Genomic DNA, 17,374 nt, shown 5'->3' on the forward strand with positions numbered 1-17,374 from the left:
CCCTCCCGGTCCTACCAACGGCGCCTGAAGACCAGCCAGGCGCTGAGGAACATGGCGCCGCTGATGGCGCCCAGGGCCAGCGCCTGACGCCACAGTTCGGCCAGGCCCGCGCCCTTGAGAAACAGACCGGAGACGATCTCGACATAGTGGCGCTGCGGACTGGCCAGCGAGGCGGTCTGCAGCCACGGCGGCATGCTCTCGATGGGGGCGATGCTCCCCGACAGAAAGAGGAGCGGAAACAGGCCGAAGAAGCCCACGAGCATCGCCTGCTGAAGGGTCTGGGTGATGGCGCCGACGAAGGTGCCGAGCGACACGGCGCTCAGCAGATAGACGACCGTGAGACCGAGCAGGATGAGCACGTCGCCCCGCATCGGCACGCCCATCAGCGTCATGATGACCAGGGCGGGAAACACCGCGCCGGTGCAGATCACCAGGGTCGGCGTGATCTTGGCGATGAACAGTTCGTGGGCGCGGATCGGGGTGACCCGGAGTTGCTCGATGGTGCCTTCCTGCTTTTCCCGAACGATCGCGGCCGCCGGCAGGACCACGCCGAGCATCAGCCCGGCCTGGGCCAGCATCGACAGGGCCATGAACCGGGTGTTGGTCAGGTCCGGATTGTACCAGACCCGCACTTCCGGCCGGACGGCGGCCCGCCGCTCCCCGGCCGGACGCCGGCTCTCCACGAAGCGGGCGCTCTGTTCGATCACATAGGCGCGCGCCCGCGCCGCGACATTGCCGTTGGACCCGTCGACCACGACGCCGAACGACGCCGGGCGTCCGGCGGCCAGCCGGGCGCCCATGCGCGGTGGTATTTCGACGACCACGTCGAGGGCGCCGCGCCGCAGCCGGTCCTCCGCCTCGCGCAGACTGGTGAACTGATCGGCGAGCACGAAATTGTCGCCCGTGGTCAGTTCCTCGATGAGGGCGCGGCTGACGGCCGACCGGTCGTGATCGACGACGGCCAGCTTGAGATGCTGGACGTCGAAACCCAGGGCCATGGTGCACATGACCAGTTCGGCCGTGTAGAGAAAGATCACCACGAACAGCATCACAGGATCGCGCAGAAACTGGGCGAATTCCTTGGTGATCAATCCCGCGAGACGGCCGGACAGCATCAGGCGATCCTCTTGCGGAAGCGCCAGGCCGCGAGCGCGAACACCGTCGCGGTATAGGCCGCCAGCACGAGGACATTGGGCCAGAGGTCCCCGAGCCCCGCGCCCCGCAGCACGACCCCGCGTGAGAACTCGAGAAAATACCGCGTCGGCAGCACCGAGGCGTAGGCCTGAAACGCTGGCGGCATGGTGAAGAGCGGATAGACGAAGCCGGAAAACAGGAAGGCCGGCATCAGGGTCACGATCAGGGCCGTCAACATGGCGGCCAGCTGGGTGCGCACGAGGGTGGAGACGAGCAGTCCGATGGAAACCGTGCAAAGAACGTAGAGAAGGCCCACGGCGAGAAGCAGCCCCACGCTTCCCCGCACCGGCACGTCGAACCAGACCACGCCGCCAAGGACGACAAGGAGAAGTTCCGCATAGGCGATCACGGCGTAGGGCAGCAGTTTGCCGGCGATGAACTCGCTCCCGGTCAGCGGCGAGGCGTAGATCTGGGCGATGGTGCCCAGTTCCTTTTCGCGCGCGACGGCCAGCGCCGTGAGCAAAGGCGGGAAGGCCATGAGGATCACCGCGAACAGGCCCGGTACGATGAAGTTGCGGCTGCGCAGTTGCGGATTGTACCAGACGCGCACCTCGGGCCTGAGAGGGAGGCGCGCCTCCTCCGGATAGGCGTGGAGGATGGCCCGGCCATAGGCCGACAGGATCGCCGCCGTGCTGGCGTAGGTGCCGTCGACCACGAACTGCACAGGCGCGTCCTCGCCGCGTCCGAGGCGCGCGGAGAAGCCCGGCGGGATGAACAGCGCCGCCCGGGCCGTCCCGCGCATCAGGGCGTGCTCGGCCGAGCGTTCGTCCTCCGGCGCCGCCTGGAGGACGAAATATCCCGAGTTGAGAAACCGGGCCTGCAGCTCCCGGCTGGCGGCGGTCCGGTCATGGTCGACCACGATCAGCGGCGCGCGGTCGACGTCCAGCGATATGCCGTAGACGAACAGGAACAGCATCATCAGCGGCATGAACAGCGCCACCCCCATGGTGAAGCGGTCGCGGGAGATCTCCAGCACCTCCTTGCGGGCGAAGGCCAGAACGCGCCGCGCCTTCACGCCGCCCTCCCCTGCCCGGCCCGTTCGCGCTCGATGAAGCCGAGAAAGACCGCCTCGACATCGGGCGTGGCGAGCCCGAGCTCGCCGGCCAGCGTGGTCAGGGGCCCCAGGGCGATGAGCCGGCCGTCCATCATCAACCCGAGGCGATCACAGAAGGCGGCCTCCTCCATGTAGTGGGTGGTGACGACGATCCCGACGCCGTCGGCGGCCAGGGCCGCGATCAGACGCCAGAACCGGAACCTGGACAGGGGGTCGACCCCGGAGGTCGGCTCGTCGAGGAAGAGCACCCTGGGCCGGTGAACGATGGCGCAGGCCAGCGCCAGCCGCTGGCGCGTGGCGCCGGACAGGTCGCGCACCGCGCCCTCCCCCGCGTTCTCGAGGCTGGCGCGCGCGCTGGCCCAGGCGATGCGCTCGCGCAGCTGGGATCGGGGCACGCCATAGGCGCGCGCGAAGAACGTCAGGTTCTCGCGCGCGCTCAGGTCGGGGTAGAGGGAGAACCGCTGGGACATGTAGCCGATGCGCGCGCGCACCGCCTCGCTCTGGCGCGCCACGTCGAACCCCGCCACCTCGGCGGTCCCTTCCCCGGGCGAGAGCAGCCCGCACAGGATGCGGATCAGGGTGGTCTTGCCGGCGCCGTTGGGGCCGAGCAGGCCCAGGATCTCCCCCTCGGCGACCGTGATCGTCACATCGTCCACAGCCTTGAAATCCCCGAACCGAACGCTGACGCCGCGCGAGACGATCACGTCATTCCGGATGCGCGGCGGCGGCGGCTGCGGGGGCGCGGCGGAGGCCGCGCCAGGCGGCGCGGGCGGGGGCGCCGAGGCGAAGGTGAACACGTCCTCCATGGTGGGAACGGCGGCCTCCGCCACGGCCGCCTCGATCGGCGCCAGCCTCGACCCGTCCCGGACCTGCGCTCGCACTTCCCGGCCCGCGCGGCGCTGGAAGCTGATCACGCCGACGTCGGTCTCGAGCGCCGCCTCGATCCGGTCCAGGGCCGGACCGGTGATCCTGTAGACCTGCCCGGCCACGTCGCGTCGCAACTCCTGCGGGGCTCCAAGCGCGAGGGGCTTTCCATCCCGCAGAAGCAGGACGCGGTCGCAGGCGTCGGCCTCGTCCATGTAGGAGGTCGCGAACACGATCGTCCGGCCCTCGGTTCGCGCCCGGTCGAGGATTCGCCACAGCTCCCGTCTCGACAGCGGGTCCACGCCCAGGCTGGGCTCGTCGAGGATGAGCAGCGGGGGCTCGTGCATGAGGTTGGCGCACAGGGCCAGCTTCTTGCGCATGCCCCCCGACAGTTGTCCCTCGCGGCGGTGCTGAAATCGGTCCAGCCCGGCCATGCGGAGCAGCTCGGCGCCGCGCACGGCCCGGTCCGGTCCGGTGACGTCGCGGATGTCCGCCGCGAAGGCCAGGTTTTCGGCGACGGTGAGGCGATCGTACAGGGAGAAGCCCTGCGACATGTAGCCGACGCGCGCCTGCACCCCGGCCGGATCGCGCCGGACGTCGCGCCCCAGAACCTGGCATGTCCCCGCGCTCGGGCGCAGGATGGCGGCCAGCATCTGCAGCAGGGTGGATTTGCCCGCTCCGTCGGGGCCGACCACGCCGAACACCTGCCCGGCGTGGACGTCGAGATCGATGTTCTCCAGCACGCTACGGGCGCCGTATCGGCGCCCCAGTCCGCGGGCCTCGACGACAGCCTCGGCCATCCCCCTACTCCGGAACGGCGAGACGGTCGGGCCAGCCGGCGGAGGCGTCCCACAGAATCCATGCATCGGCCGGCATGCCGGGCTTGAGCAGCCCGTCCGGATTTTCAGCCTCCAGAGTGACCCCGTAGACGGTCCGGCCCCGTTCGTCCTGCATGTGAATATCGCGCGGGGTGAACTGGGCCTGGGCGTCGACCCGGGCCACGCGCGCCGCGAAATCCCGGCCGGGAAAGGCGTCAACCCGCAGCCTGGCGGGAGCCCCCAGACGGACCTTGCCCAGGTCCGGCTCCCGAACGAAGACACGCAGCCTCACCCGCGACAGGTTGGCCAGCACCACCACGGGCTGGCCGGCGACGATCACTTCGCCGGGCTCGGCGAGACGCTCCAGCACCGCCCCCGATATCGGCGAGGCGATATGGGTCCTGACCAGCTGCGATCGGCCCAGGGCCAGGGTCTGGGACGCCGCCTCGGCCTGGGCGACGGCCTCGCCGCGACGCGCCTCAAGCAGGCTGATCTGATCCACGGCGGCCTGATGGGCGTTGCGGACAACGTCGAGGCGTTGGGCCGTGACATAGCCCTCACGCGCGAGCGCCTCGTAGCGCGACAGATCCGCCCGGGCCGAAGCGGCGTGATGGCGGGCCAGATCGATCTGGCTGCTCACCTGGGCCACGGTCTGCCCGGCGGCGGCGCGTTGGGCGGCGGCGCGATTCATGAGCAGACGGGCGTCGGACGGGTCGATGGAGGCCAGCGGGGCTCCGGCCCGAACCGGGGCGCCTTCCAGGGCGTGGTTCTGCAGTAGACGGCCGGACAGCTCAAACGAGACACGCACCTCGTCGACCTCGATCCGCCCGCTGCCGTAGATGACCTGGGCCGGCGCCGGAGCGGGCTGCAACCGCCAGAAGGCGGCGGCCGAGCCGGCGGCGACCACAATGAGGCCGACAGCCACCAGCACCGTCAGACGTCGCCCCTGAATCCTCACATCCTGCCTCCGGACGCGCTCGCCTGTTCGATGCGCTGATCCTGAAGACGCCGGGTGGAAGGATTGCTTACGCCCTCGGAAGCCGCCCGCGACGGCGGCTGTGCGCAAGGGGCAGCCGCGCTTCGAGCCGGGAGAGGAGATCCGGCGCCGAAGTCCCCCCAAGCTTCGTCGGACATGATCGCGCCAGCCGGGGGCCCCGCGGCGTGCGTCTCGATCCGGCCGCGCAGACAGGGCGCCAGTCCGCCCGGCCCCTTGGCGAAGACGCCGAATTAGCAGGTCGAGGCCCGCTGTTGGGAGCGACGATGAACGGCTTGCCACGACTGGATCCTTGATCGGACAATGACCTGATGGCCCAGGGTCTGACGCCGGCGACCGGCGGGTCTTACGACCGTCGGCCTTCCGCGTCGGTAATGATCGGTCGGGTGAGGCGTCAGACGGCGGACGGTGTTCAGAACGGAAGGGGCCTCGCATGACCTCCAATTCCCCCGGGATCGGCCGGGTCTTCACGCGGCGAGTTCTGGCTCATCTCCGCCTGGCCGGTGCTTCATCGCGCCCAACGCGAGGGCAGGCTGACGACGACCGGTCCGTGCAAATCCATCCGCCACCCGCAGTAGGCCGGCTTCGTGTTGATCATGATCGGCGTACTGCTTCAGTGGCCGAGGCTGCTCACCTTGGCGATGTTTCCGGCGCTCGTTGTCCTGTACTGGCGCCTGGCCGTGGAGGAGGAGCGCGAAACCGCCCCCCGCTTCGGCCCGGCCTGGGCCGGATACCGGCGGGCGACGCCGGCGTTCCTCTCCCGACTCGGTCCCGTGTCCCGGCCCGCCCGGCCTGAAGTTTGATTTTCACCGGAGTTCTTCTTGATGCGCACCACCACCATCGACGTTTCCGGATTCCGCACCCCGCTGGATCCGCTCGTGATCGAGAAACACCTGCGGGGTCTGAAGGGCGTGCTGGACGCCGCCGCCAACTTCGGCTCGGCCACCGCCACGGTGCGCTACGACGAGGCCCGTCTCAGCCAGGCCGAACTGGAACAGGCCGTGCGGGACTGCGGCTTCCATTGCCGGGGCGAGGTCGTGCCCCGACACGTCTGCGTCCCGAACGAGGATGCCGTGGACGCCCGCGCCTCGCACCCCCACCCGCCGGCGGCCCCGGCGGCCGCCCACGGGGATCACGCGGCGAGGCGCGGGCACGGGGCCGCGGCCGGCCCCGACGACATGGCCGAGATGGGCCACGGCCCCGGCATGGACATGCAGGCCATGGCCCGGGACATGCGCAACCGCTTCCTGATCGCGCTGGGCTTCACCGTTCCAATCTTCTTCCTCGCCCCGATGGGCATGGACTTCATGCGCGTGGCGCCGCCGTTCGGCCTGCCGCTGAAGCCGCTGCTGTTCGTTCTGGCCAGCGCCGCCATCCTCTACCCCGGCTGGCCCTTCTACATCGCCGCGGTCCGGGCGCTGCGACGCGGCGTGCTCAACATGGCGGTGCTGGTCCTGCTCAGCGTCGGCACCGGCTATCTGTTCAGCGTCGGCGCGACTTTCCTCTATGACGCGCCGGACTTCTACGAGGCCTCGGCCCTGCTGCTGGTCTTCATCCTCATGGGCCACTGGCTCGAGATGCGGGCGCGGGCCGGCGCCTCGGACGCCATTCGCCGACTGATGGACCTGGCGCCGCCCACCGCCCGCGTGCTGCGCGACGGCGTCGAGGTCGAGGTCCCGACCTCCGCCGTTCTGGTGGGCGACCGGGTGGTGGTCCGCCCGGGCGGCCGCATCCCGGTTGACGGCGTCATCGAGGACGGCGGATCGGAGGTCGACGAATCCATGCTCACCGGCGAATCCCTGCCGGTGATGAAGGGGGTCGGCGATGCCGTGACCGGCGGCGCCATCAACAAGACCGGGGCCTTCCGCTACAGCGCCACCCGGGTGGGCGCCGACACCGCCCTGGCCCAGATCGTCAAGCTGGTGCAGGAGGCGCAGAACTCCAAGGCCCCCGCCCAGCTGCTCGCCGACCGCGCCTCCCAGTGGCTGGTGCTGGCCGCCATCGTCATCGGCCTGCTCACCTTCGGAATCTGGTTCTGGGTCCTGGGCCAGACCCTGCTGTTCGCCCTGACCCTGACGATCACCGTCTTCGTCATCGCCTGCCCCGACGCGCTCGGCCTGGCCACCCCCATGGCGATCATGGTGGGCACGGGGCTGGGCGCGCGGCACGGCGTCCTGATCAAGAACGCCGCCGCCCTCGAGGACGCCGTCAAGCTGGATGTGATCGTCTTCGACAAGACCGGCACCCTGACCCTCGGCGCGCCCAAGGTCGTCCAGATCACCCCGGCCGCCGGGGTGGACGAGACCGACCTGCTGACCACGGCCGCGGCCCTCGAGCGAGGGTCCGAGCATCACATCGCCAAGGCCGTGCTGGAGCGGACCCGGGACCTCCCCGAAATCGCGGCGGCGGGCTTCGAATCCTTCGGCGGCAAGGGGCTGCGGGCGACGGTGGACGGTCGCACCGTGCTTTCCGGCAACCGCATGCTGATGGCCGACAACGGCGTCGAGCTCGGCGAGCTGGCCACGGAATCCGAACGGCTGCAGGGCGCCGGGCGCACCGTCGTCCACATCGCCCGCGACGGCCGCGTCATCGGCCTGATCGCGGTGGCCGACGCCGTGCGGCCGACCGCCGGGGCCACCATCCGCCGGCTGCAGGGCCTGGGCGTCAAGGTCGCCATGATCACGGGCGACAACCTCGGCACGGCGCGGCGCATCGCGGGCGAACTGGGCATCGACATCGTGCTGGCCGAGGTCCTGCCCGGGGAGAAGGCGCTCAAGATCAAGGAGCTCCAGGGCGAGGGGCACAGGGTCGGCATGGTCGGCGACGGCGTCAACGACGCCCCCGCCCTGACCCAGGCCGATGTCGGTTTCGCCATCGGGGCCGGGACCGACGTGGCCATCGAGAGCGCCGACGTGGTGCTGATGCGCAGCGACCCCGCCGACGTGGTCAAGGCCATCGAACTGTCGCGCGCCACCCTGCGCAAGATGCATCAGAACCTGTGGTGGGCCGTCGGCTACAACGTCATCGCCTTCCCGCTGGCCGCGGGCGTGCTCTACCCCTTCACCCTGAGCCCCGAGATCGCCGCCCTGTCTATGTCCGGCAGTTCGGTGCTGGTGGCGATCAACGCCCTGATGTTGAAGCGCCTGCGACTGGGCGCCGGTATGACCTCCCCGTCGTCCGCCAGAGCCGCAGCGGCGCCGATCTAGCGTCGCCATCGGCCGTAACGTTCGGGCGGACGCCCGGCGATTTCGCGGGGCCCCGGCAACCGGGCGCGCACGCCGCGTTCCTGGGACGGTCGCTGGGGATGGCGCCGGGCTCGCCTGGCGCGCCCTGGCGCCGGGGTTCGTCGTCATCGCGGGACGCCCGGCCTCGTCGATGATCGCCTATGGCCCGGCCGTAGCGGTGGGCGGCCTGCGCCCCGGCAAGGCCAGGATGTCCGGCTCGGCAGACGGACGGCGGCGGTGAGCCTCGGCCAAGCCCCCGGCCCGGTGACGCGCAACCCCGGCCGATTCCGTTCGCCGTCGTGGTCTCTGTCGCCGGAGCGATCGTCGCCCCGCTGCGGCCATGGGCGTTCCATCCGCAGTCCGCTTGAACCCTCGACGTGACGGGACGCATGTAATCACCCGGGGGACTCGAACGTCTTAGCGAATGACCCGGCGCCACCCGCCAACGTGCATCCGTGAAAGGCACGACCATGATGCAAGACGTGAGGGAGGCGCTTGGCTCGATCCTGCCCGGCCAGACGGCCTTCGGTCTCCTCGCCGCGCTGCTGCGGCGGACGGTCCGCTATGGATCGCTGGTGGTGATCGATCCATGGGACGAGCGGCATGCCTTCGGCACGGGCGAGGCGCCCTTCGCCACAGTCCGCATCGCCGACCCGCGCGAGGCGGCCAGGCTCCTGGCCAACCCGCGTCTGCGGGTGGGCGAAGCCTATATGGAGGGTGGGCTCACGCTCGAGGCGGGCACGCTGCGCGATTTCCTGCTGATCGGCGTGGCCGCTTCCGGGGCGATGACCAAGGAAGCTCGGGCTCTGCGCGAGTTCGCCGCGCCGTTCAGGCCGCGGCGGCACAATCCGATCCCCCGCGCACGGGCGAACGTTGCGCACCATTATGACCTCTCCGAAGAGCTCTATCGGCTGTTCCTCGATGAAGACCTGCAATACTCCTGCGCCTATTTCCAGGACGGCGACGAAACGCTGGAGCAGGCGCAGGCCAAGAAGAAGCGCCACATTGCGGCCAAGCTGCGGTTGCACCCGGGCGTACGCGTGCTCGATATCGGTTCGGGCTGGGGCGGCCTGGCCCTGGAGCTCGCCCGCCGTTATGGAGTCGAGGTCGACGGCGTGACGCTGTCGCAGGAACAGCTGGCCGTGGCCCGGGCGCGCGCGGCCGAGGCCGGTCTGGAGGATCGCGTTCGGTTCCACCTGAGGGACTATCGGCAGGAGGCGGACTCCTACGACAGCATCGTCTCTGTTGGCATGTTCGAGCATGTCGGGACCCCGCACTACCTTGAATTCTTCGACGCGCTGAGCCGGCTGCTGGCGCCCGATGGCGTCGCCGTGATCCATGCCATCGGCCGCAAGGGGCCGCCAGGCGAGGCCGATCCGTGGATCGACAAGCACGTCTTCCCCGGCGGCTACTGCCCGTCCCTGTCGGAAGTGTTCGCCGCGGTGGAGAGGTCAGGGCTCTGGGTCACCGACGTGGAGATCCTGCGCCTGCACTACGCCGAGACCCTGCGGCACTGGGCCGAGCGGTTCCAGGGCGAGCGCGGGCGTGCCGCCGCGCTCTATGACGAGCGCTTCTGCCGGATGTGGGAATACTACCTCGCCGTCTGTGAAGCCGCCTTCCGGGTCGGCGGCCTGATGGTGTTCCAGATCCAGCTCGCCCGCGATATCCGCGCCCTTCCGTTGACCCGGGACTACGTGGTCGATGCGGAGCGCCGCGGCGTCCCCTGAGGGCCCCGGGCGCGCCCGACCTTCTCGCCGCAACCGATCCGGTCCGGGGACCTTCCCTTCACGACCAGGCACCAGCAAGGACAGCGATCCATGGCTCAATCAGACACCATCCGCGTCGCGGGGAACGGCTACGGCGTGATCGGCAAGCGGGTGGCGGCGGCCATCGACGCACAGGGAGACATGACCCTGGTCGGCGTGGCCGACGTCAGCGCCGAGCTGCGCCTGCGCGTGGCCTCCCGGAAGGGCGTCTCACTGTATGGCGCCGCCGATGACGCCCCCCGGGCGATGGAGCGCGCCGGCCTTCCGGTTGCGGGCGGCCTGGACGACCTGATCGCGGCCGCCGACATCGTGGTCGACTGCACGCCCAAGGGCATCGGGGCCGCCAACGCCGAGCTCTACCGGCGCAAGGGCAAACCGTTCATCGTCCAGGGCGGCGAAAGGCACGCGGTGACCGGTCACTCCTTCGTCGCCGAGTCGAGCTATGCCGGCGCGCTCGGACGGTCATCGACGCGGGTCGTCTCCTGCAACACCACCTCGATCGTCCGCACCCTTGGCGCGCTCAAACAGGCGGGATTGCTGCACCGGGCCCGGGGTACGCTGCTGCGAAGGGCGACGGACCCTTGGGAAAGCGACCGGGGCGGGATCATGAACACCCTGGCGCCGGAGCCCGGGATTCCGAGTCATCAGGGCCCCGATGCGCAGAGCGTCGACCCCGGACTGGATGTCGTGACCATGGCGGTCAAGGTTCCGGAGACGATCGCTCATCTGCACTATTGGGCGGTGCAAATGACCCGTCCGGCCGAAAAGGCCGAAGTGGTCGCGGCTCTCCTCGCGTCCTCGCGCATCGCCCCCGTGCGCATGGCCGATGGCATGACCGCGCTGAACAGCGTCAAGGAACTGATGGCCGATCTCGGCCGTCCGCATGACAGTCTCTACGAGGTGGCGCTCTGGGTGGACATGCTCCGCGTCCAGGGCGACGAACTCTTCTACGCCTATATGGTCGACAACCAGGCCATCGTCGTACCCGAGACCATAGACGCCATCCGGGCGCTTGCGGGCCGGATCACGGAGGCGGCGGACTCGATCGCCATGACCGACGCCAGCTTGGGCGTCGGCGCCGTCGCGGGGTTGGGCTTTCCGGATTAGGTCGCGTCCGGCCATTCCCGAACGCAGGCCGCAAATCACCGTCCGTCTTCGTCGAGCGGCGGTGGCGCCACGGGCCGCCCGATGCCGTCCAGGGAAGGCGCAGGTGGCGCATCCCGCCTGGAGCCGGACCGGATGCGGGCCGGCGGAATCGCCGCGAGGCGGAATACAATACGCATCACGATTGAGTATCCCTCAACAAAACAGGCGCTGAGGGGAATCTTTTCAAGCACTTGATTCAACGCAAATCTTGGCGTTGCTTGTCCGTGAGTGCTCCCTGACTTCATGCAGGAGAAGGTCCATGAGCTTGCAGAGCCCCATCGCGGCGCGTGACCAGGGAATACGAGCCGTCGCCCCCCGACTGGCCGCCCGCGCGACACCGGCGGCCGAGATTCGACGCCTTGTCGAGCGCCGCTTGCGCGACGATCGCCCGGCGCACCTTCGTTACCTCCTCAAACGGCTGCGGTCGCACGAAGACGCCGAAGATGTCCTGCAGGAGTTCGCCCTCAAGGCCACGCTGGCGGCCAGCCGGCTCACCGATCCCGGCAAGGTGGACGCCTGGCTCGGGGTCGCGCTTCGCAACGCCCTGTTCGACCGCTATCGCCGCAACGCGGCCAGGGCGCGGTTGACAGAGGCGCTGAGCGCCGAGGCGGCCTGCGACGGGGAGAACCCCGCGGATGACGAGCTTGCCCAGTCGCTCCGTTGCCTCGCGCTGGTTCTTGCGGATCTGGCGCCCGAAACCGCCAGCCTGCTCCGGAGAGCGGAACTGGAAAGGACTCCGCTGGCGACGATCGCCGGCGAGATGCATCTGACCGCCAACAATGTCGGCGTGAGGGTCCACCGGGCCCGGGCCGTGCTGCGGGAGGGAATGCGGGCCCGCTGCGGGCTCTGTCCCGATCCCTGCGCCCTGGCGGTCGCCGCCTCCGTCCGCGCGACCCTCGTTGATCCCCTGCGGCCTCAGCCTTCGACCTCGATCAGGTCGGTGTGCGACGCCGCATAGACCATGGCGTAATCGAGTTCGCCCCGGCTCTCCGCGTGGACCGTGGCCAGGGCGTCGCCCGCCGCCACCTCCATCCCGAGGCGGACGTGCATCTCCAGACCGGCCGCCTTGCGTTCGGGTGCGCCGGCCAGTTTCGCCAGGGTCGCGATCTGGCGGTTGTTAACCAGGATCACCCGACCCGACCGGGTCGCCCGGATCACGGCGCGCTGGCCCGCCGTGGGCGGGACGCGCATCCCGCCCTGGGCTTCGCAGATCCGCTGGAATTTCGTCCAGGCGCGCCCATCGGCGATCACGCCCTCGGCGGCGGTCACTCCCTCCCCCGCGGCCGCCCGCCCGGCCAGTTCGAGTGCGGCGCCCGCCAGCAGGCAGGCGCGCGCTCGCAGATCCGCGGGCGCCCCGGGACGGTTCTGCAGCACGGCGAGGATGTCGCGGGCCTCCAGGGCCGGCCCGATGCCGACGCCCACGGGCTGTGAGCCGTCCGTCTGCAGGCACAGCGCCCGAATTCCAAAGCCGCTCGCCACGGCCGTCAGCCGCGCGGCCAGCGCTCCGGCCGCCTCCGCAGAGCGCACCTTGGCGGTCGCACCGACCGGGAGGTCCAGCACCACATGGGTCGAGCCGGCCGCGATCTTCTTGGACAGAACCGAGGCGATGAGCTGGCCGTCGGTGTCGACGTCGAGAACCCGTTCGATGCGGATGAAGATGTCGTCCACCGGGCTCAACCGGACCGCGCCGCCCCAGACGACGCAACCGCCTTCGGCCTCGACCACCCGCCGCATCGCGCCCACGTCGAGATCGACCGGCGCCAGGGTCTCCATCGTGTCGGCCGTTCCGGCCGGCGAGGTGATGGCGCGCGAGGAGGTCTTGGGGGCGACCAGGCCGCAGGCGGCGAGGATCGCCACCACGATCGGCGTCGTCCGGTTGCCGGGCAAACCGCCGATGCAGTGCTTGTCCATGACCACGTCGGCGGCCCAGCTCAGGCGGTCTCCCACGTCCACCATGGCGCGGGTCAGGGCGACCGTCTCGGCCTCGTCCAGCGGAAGGGCGGAGGTGGCGGTCAGAAAGGCCGCCAGATGAATGGAGGTGTAGCGCCCCGCGGCCACATCGCGGATGACCCCCTGGATCGCCGTTTCGTCCAGCCGCGCGCCATAGATCCGGCGGCGGACGCTGGACATGGACTCGATGGCCGGCGCGTGTCGCACGGCGACGGGGTCGCCCGGCGCCACCCCCAGCAGGCGCCACGCCTCTTCGGAGAGCGCGACTTCGTCGTGGCCGAGGAGGTCCCCTTCCATCTGGTACAGGGTGGCGTAGACCTCGCGGCCCCCGGCCGACAGCACCACCTGGGCGCGCGACGACAGGCCCTCGGAGCGGCAGACCGGGCAGTCTCGCCGCATCAGCACGATCGACTCGTGCTGGGCGTGAAGACCGAAGCGGCGCGCCTTCAGGGAAGGAACCGCGGCGTGGGACGGGTTGGACAGGCGGGTCACAGCGCGTGACGCTCCATCATCTGGGGAATGACGCAGTCCCATCCGAACCGGTCCTGGATGCGGACGCGCAGGGCGTCGGACGCATGCGGTTCGCCATGAACGATGAAGACCTTGCGCGGGGGCCGCTTGAGGCCGGACAGCCAGCGCAGGATTTCCTCGGCGTCCGGGTGAGCCGAAAGCATGGGCAGATTGGCGACCTCGGCCTGGATGGGGACCCACCCGCCGTGGATCTTCACCTCCCTGGCGCCCTCGACCATCGAACGCCCGCGGGTTCCGGCCGCCTGGAAGCCCGAAAACAGGATGGTGTTGCGCCGATCCGGGCCGAAGGCCTTGATGTGATGGAGCACCCGCCCGCCGGTGGCCATGCCACTCGCCGACAGGATCACCTTGGGCATGGGGCTTGCGGTGAGCTTCTTGGACGCCTCCACGTCGCGCACATAGGTGGCGACGGCGCAGGCGGCGTCGCACACGTCGGGCGGCATGCGGTGGTCTTCCAGATGCGCGCACAGCAGGTCGGTGGCGTTGATCGCCATCGGACTGTCCATGTAGATCGGCGTCAGGCCGATCCGCCCCGCCTGCTTCAGCCGCCAGATGTGGTACAGCAGCGACTGGGCCCGGCCGACGGCGAAGGTGGGGATGACGACGGTCCCGCCGCGCGCGGTGGTCCGCTCGATGACCTCGCCGAGGGCTTCCGTGGGGTCCTGGGGGTCGTGGCGCCGGTCGCCATAGGTCGATTCCACGACCACATAGTCGGCCTCCGCCACGGGCTCGGGATCGACCATGGTGGCGTCGCCATAGCGGCCGAGGTCGCCGGAGAAGAGGATCTTCGTCCCGTTCCAGGTCACCTCGGCGGTGGCCGCGCCGAGGATGTGCCCGGCGCGCCGCAGCATCAGGCTGGCTCCGCCCGGCAGCTGGACCGACGTGTGGAACGGCGTCGGGGCGAAGCGCTCCACCGCGCGCTCCGCGTCATGAACCCCATAGAGCGGCAAGGCCGGCTTGTGCTTGCCGTAGCCGTAGCGGGTCGCCTGCTCGGCGTCCTTCTCCTGGATGTGGCCGCTGTCGCGCAGGATGATTTCCGCCACGTCCCGTGTGGCGGCGCTGGCCAGGATGGGTCCGCGGAATCCGTCCTTGACCAGTTTGGGCAGATAGCCGGAATGGTCCAGGTGGGCGTGGGTCAGCACCACCGCGTCGATGCTGGACGGCTCGATCGGCAGGGGGGCCCAGTTCTGCTCGCGCAGGGTCTTGAGGCCCTGGAACAGGCCGCAGTCGACCAGGATGCGGCGGCCGTCCGCCTCCAGCAGGTGTTTTGATCCGGTGACGGTGCCGGCGCCGCCGAGGCTGGTGAGACTGATCACGAGGAAGATCCTTCCGGGGGTGAGACTTGCAGGATGCGGGGGTGGGCGTCGCCGCGAACGGCGGCCAGTTCCGCGGGGGTGAGAACGCCGGACGCGTCGGCGCCGAGGAGGTCCGCGCAGGCAACCGCTGCATGGGCCCAGGTGCACCGGTTGGCGAACAGCATGCCCGGGGTGTCGAGGGTTCCGCCGCGGCTGATGTAGCCCAGAGCCCGGGTGCGTCGGGGTCCGCCGTCGAGGCGGCGCAGCAGGCCGAGCATGGGCTCGGGCCGCGTATGGGTCAGGATCAGGCGCGGCAGGCGCTCGGGGAAGCAGGCCTCCAGGTCCTCGGGCGACGCGGTATGCCTCGCCTCGATCTCGTCGCGCGGGGCCCGGAACCGGCCCGGCTCGAGCAGGGCCACGACGCAGACCCGGCGGCCGCTCCGTTCCAGCCGGACGGCGGCGGCGATGGCTTCTCGGGCCTGATAGGCGCCGACCGCGACGATCTGCATCTCGGCCGCGGCCGGGTCGCCGTGAATCACCCCCGCGCCCCTCGCCCACAGGGCCTCGGCGGCGGCGGCGTCGACCAGGCAGGGCCCGATCCGTTTCGGGACGACGAGACAGGCGACCTCGCCGCGGCCGCCGTAGACGCCGCGAAGCGCGGCCACGGCGCTGTTGGCGTCGACCGGGAACAGCACCCGCGCGGTGTCGGACATCTCCCCGAGCAGCGCCTCGGCCAGGGTCGGATCCTGATGCGACTGTTCGTTCTTGCCGTTCTCCCAGGTATGGGAGGTGGCGACCAGCGGCACGCTCAGCCATTGCGGCGGGACGCCGATCTCCCGCTGCCGCCGCGCGAAGAGGATCTCCTGGCGCAGCAGACCCAGCATCTTCACGGCGAAGGCCTCGTAGCTGACGATCAGGTTGAGGCCGCCCTTGTTGCCCAGGGCCGCGCCGGCCACGGCCTCCTCGTTCAGGGCCGTGACGACGGCCCCGTCCACCGCTTCCGGCAGGCCCGGCTCCGGGCGGTTCACCCGGTGGCGGAGCCGCTCGAGCGTCCGTCCCATGCCGTTGCTGCGGAGTTCGTCCGGGTTGCCGAGCCGGACGCGCAGGCCCGGATTGGCGTCGACGAACGACACGAACCAGTCGTCGATCGCCGCCATGGGCGAACGCGGTCCGGCCTCCGGAGACGGCGCGGGCCGGACCGGCGCCGGCGGCGCTCGCCGCGCGGCCGGATGGCCGCTCTCGAGCGGACGGCGCTGCAGTTCATGCGTCGCCAGGGCGCCGAGCGCGGGCTCGAGTTCGCGCGGCGGCACGAAGAGGGCGGCGGCGGCGGCGTTGAAGGCGGCGCGCGCCGCTGAATCGGTGTGCGGGTTTCCCTCCAGCGGAAGGTTGTGGGCCCGGTTGGTCCCCGCCCCGGGAAAGCCGAAGCCTTTGACGGTGCGGGCGACCACATAAGGCAGCCGCGCCGGATAGAGGCGGTTGGGATCGGCGGTGAAACGCTTCAGCCGCTCTTCGGATTCCAGGATGGCCCAGGCCACGGCGGCGGGGTCGCGGCCGTCGATCTCGATCGGATCGAACCCGTTCAGGCGCAGGTGGCGGTCAAGCCAGTCCGCGCCGCCGTCCTGGGCGATCTCGGTGCGTTCCTCGATGCGGCGTCCGTTGAGGATCATGACGGGCGTGACGAGGCCGCAGTCCTCCGCCCGCCACCAGCGCGGCGACCAGTCCGAGCCGCGCTGCTCCTCGAAGGCGCCGTCGCTCAGGAAGGCGACCAGGCTCTCGCCGCGCAGCGGCATGTGGACATATTCGAGCTCGGCGAGCCGAGATAGCCGCCCTCCGAGACGGCGCCCGCCGTCCCGGGGCCGGCGTGACTGCCGAGGGGAACCGCGGGGCGGCCGTCGGGACCGATCGCATAGCTGTAGAAGTCGGCCGCCAGCTGGGACAGGCCGGCGTCGGAGCGATCGTAGCGACCCGTCTGTCCCGGCGAGACGTCCCCGGTCAGGGCGTTGACCGCCTCCACGGCGGCGACGCAGTGGCCCTGCCCCATGATCCAGGCGCGCGTTCCCCCGGACAGCGCATTGGCGAGCAGATAGCCCACGAAGGCCGGGACCATGTTCAGCGATCCCCCGGTATGTCCCTCCGGCGCGGCCTTGAAGGCCTCCGCCGGCAGGGTCGCGCCGGACAGGTCCACGCGGCGCGCGTAGGTCATGTGCGCCACCAGCCACAGAGCGGCGCTGGCCAGCCGATCAGCCGCGGCCAGCAGACGGTGGACCGACTCCTCGTCCGGCCAGACGCCGCGCCGCACGAGGCGGTCGGTCGTCGCGGCCAACCGCTCGACGGTCTCCGGGCTCCGCACCAACGGCCCGTAGCCGCCCCGCCATGTCTCCGCCCAGCGCATCGATTCCTCGTCCGTCCGTCAGCGTCCGGCCTCGATCCGGTCGTGCGTATGACGCCGCTCGCACGGAATGCTTACGGCGGGGGGATCGATGTCGCCGCGCCTTGCGCGCGGTCCCCCGGGGCGCCAAGATGATCGCCTGCCTGATG

Annotated in this window: 13 protein-coding genes; 5 read left to right on the forward strand and 8 right to left on the reverse strand. The window is 70.5% G+C overall.

The features are described from left to right. Positions 1-11 precede the first annotated feature (11 nt). The 4 genes from GGR11_RS13135 to GGR11_RS13150 are packed head-to-tail and all read right to left on the reverse strand — an operon-like array spanning position 12 to position 4,888. Positions 12-1,115 (reverse strand): ABC transporter permease, encoded by a 1,104-nt coding sequence (locus GGR11_RS13135; protein ID WP_183197618.1) that lies wholly within the window; start codon positions 1,113-1,115, stop codon positions 12-14. Beyond that, positions 1,115-2,209: an ABC transporter permease gene (locus GGR11_RS13140; RefSeq protein WP_183197620.1), complete on the reverse strand. Its 1,095-nt coding sequence runs from the start codon at positions 2,207-2,209 to the stop codon at positions 1,115-1,117. The genes GGR11_RS13135 and GGR11_RS13140 overlap by 1 nt, the downstream gene beginning before the upstream one ends. Continuing rightward, entirely contained in the window at positions 2,206-3,912 is a 1,707-nt protein-coding gene (locus tag GGR11_RS13145) for an ATP-binding cassette domain-containing protein (RefSeq protein ID WP_183197622.1), read from the reverse strand. The genes GGR11_RS13140 and GGR11_RS13145 overlap by 4 nt, the downstream gene beginning before the upstream one ends. Positions 3,913-3,916: 4 nt before the next feature. Beyond that, positions 3,917-4,888, reverse strand: a complete 972-nt coding sequence (locus GGR11_RS13150) for an HlyD family secretion protein (protein ID WP_343051140.1) — start codon at positions 4,886-4,888, stop codon at positions 3,917-3,919. A 623-nt stretch (positions 4,889-5,511) separates the two neighbouring features. Here GGR11_RS13150 and GGR11_RS13155 point away from each other — a divergent pair. The 5 genes from GGR11_RS13155 (at position 5,512) to GGR11_RS13175 (ending at position 12,018) form a co-directional block, all read left to right on the forward strand. Then, positions 5,512-5,727 carry a methyltransferase family protein gene (locus tag GGR11_RS13155; protein WP_246331801.1) on the forward strand — a complete coding sequence of 72 codons (216 nt, stop codon included), beginning with the start codon at positions 5,512-5,514 and terminating at the stop codon, positions 5,725-5,727. A 21-nt stretch (positions 5,728-5,748) separates the two neighbouring features. Further along, positions 5,749-8,130: a heavy metal translocating P-type ATPase gene (locus GGR11_RS13160; protein WP_183197624.1), complete on the forward strand. Its 2,382-nt coding sequence runs from the start codon at positions 5,749-5,751 to the stop codon at positions 8,128-8,130. A gap of 488 nt (positions 8,131-8,618) precedes the next feature. Beyond that, complete coding sequence (locus GGR11_RS13165) at positions 8,619-9,875, forward strand: class I SAM-dependent methyltransferase (RefSeq protein WP_343051141.1); 1,257 nt, start codon at positions 8,619-8,621, stop codon at positions 9,873-9,875. A gap of 90 nt (positions 9,876-9,965) precedes the next feature. Beyond that, positions 9,966-11,021 carry a type II glyceraldehyde-3-phosphate dehydrogenase gene (locus GGR11_RS13170; RefSeq protein ID WP_183197626.1) on the forward strand — a complete coding sequence of 352 codons (1,056 nt, stop codon included), beginning with the start codon at positions 9,966-9,968 and terminating at the stop codon, positions 11,019-11,021. A 298-nt stretch (positions 11,022-11,319) separates the two neighbouring features. After that, complete coding sequence (locus GGR11_RS13175) at positions 11,320-12,018, forward strand: RNA polymerase sigma factor (protein WP_183197628.1); 699 nt, start codon at positions 11,320-11,322, stop codon at positions 12,016-12,018. On the opposite strand, the gene GGR11_RS13180 is transcribed toward GGR11_RS13175, so the two are convergent. The 4 genes from GGR11_RS13180 to GGR11_RS16830 are packed head-to-tail and all read right to left on the reverse strand — an operon-like array spanning position 11,976 to position 17,228. Then, a complete protein-coding gene (locus GGR11_RS13180) occupies positions 11,976-13,502 on the reverse strand; it encodes a thymidine phosphorylase family protein (protein WP_343051142.1) in 1,527 nt (508 codons plus the stop codon). The two genes, GGR11_RS13175 and GGR11_RS13180, sit on opposite strands and share 43 nt — an antisense overlap. Beyond that, positions 13,499-14,857 (reverse strand): MBL fold metallo-hydrolase RNA specificity domain-containing protein, encoded by a 1,359-nt coding sequence (locus tag GGR11_RS13185; protein WP_183197631.1) that lies wholly within the window; start codon positions 14,855-14,857, stop codon positions 13,499-13,501. Before GGR11_RS13185 ends, GGR11_RS13180 begins: the two co-directional genes overlap by 4 nt. Continuing rightward, positions 14,854-16,626, reverse strand: a complete 1,773-nt coding sequence (locus GGR11_RS13190; protein WP_246331803.1) for a phosphoketolase family protein — start codon at positions 16,624-16,626, stop codon at positions 14,854-14,856. The genes GGR11_RS13185 and GGR11_RS13190 overlap by 4 nt, the downstream gene beginning before the upstream one ends. After that, positions 16,590-17,228, reverse strand: coding sequence for a phosphoketolase family protein (locus GGR11_RS16830; protein WP_246331805.1), 639 nt, complete (start codon positions 17,226-17,228; stop codon positions 16,590-16,592). Before GGR11_RS16830 ends, GGR11_RS13190 begins: the two co-directional genes overlap by 37 nt. Between the last annotated feature and the right edge of the window lie 146 nt (positions 17,229-17,374).

This window comes from Brevundimonas mediterranea (assembly GCF_014196125.1).
GTDB lineage: Bacteria > Pseudomonadota > Alphaproteobacteria > Caulobacterales > Caulobacteraceae > Brevundimonas > Brevundimonas mediterranea.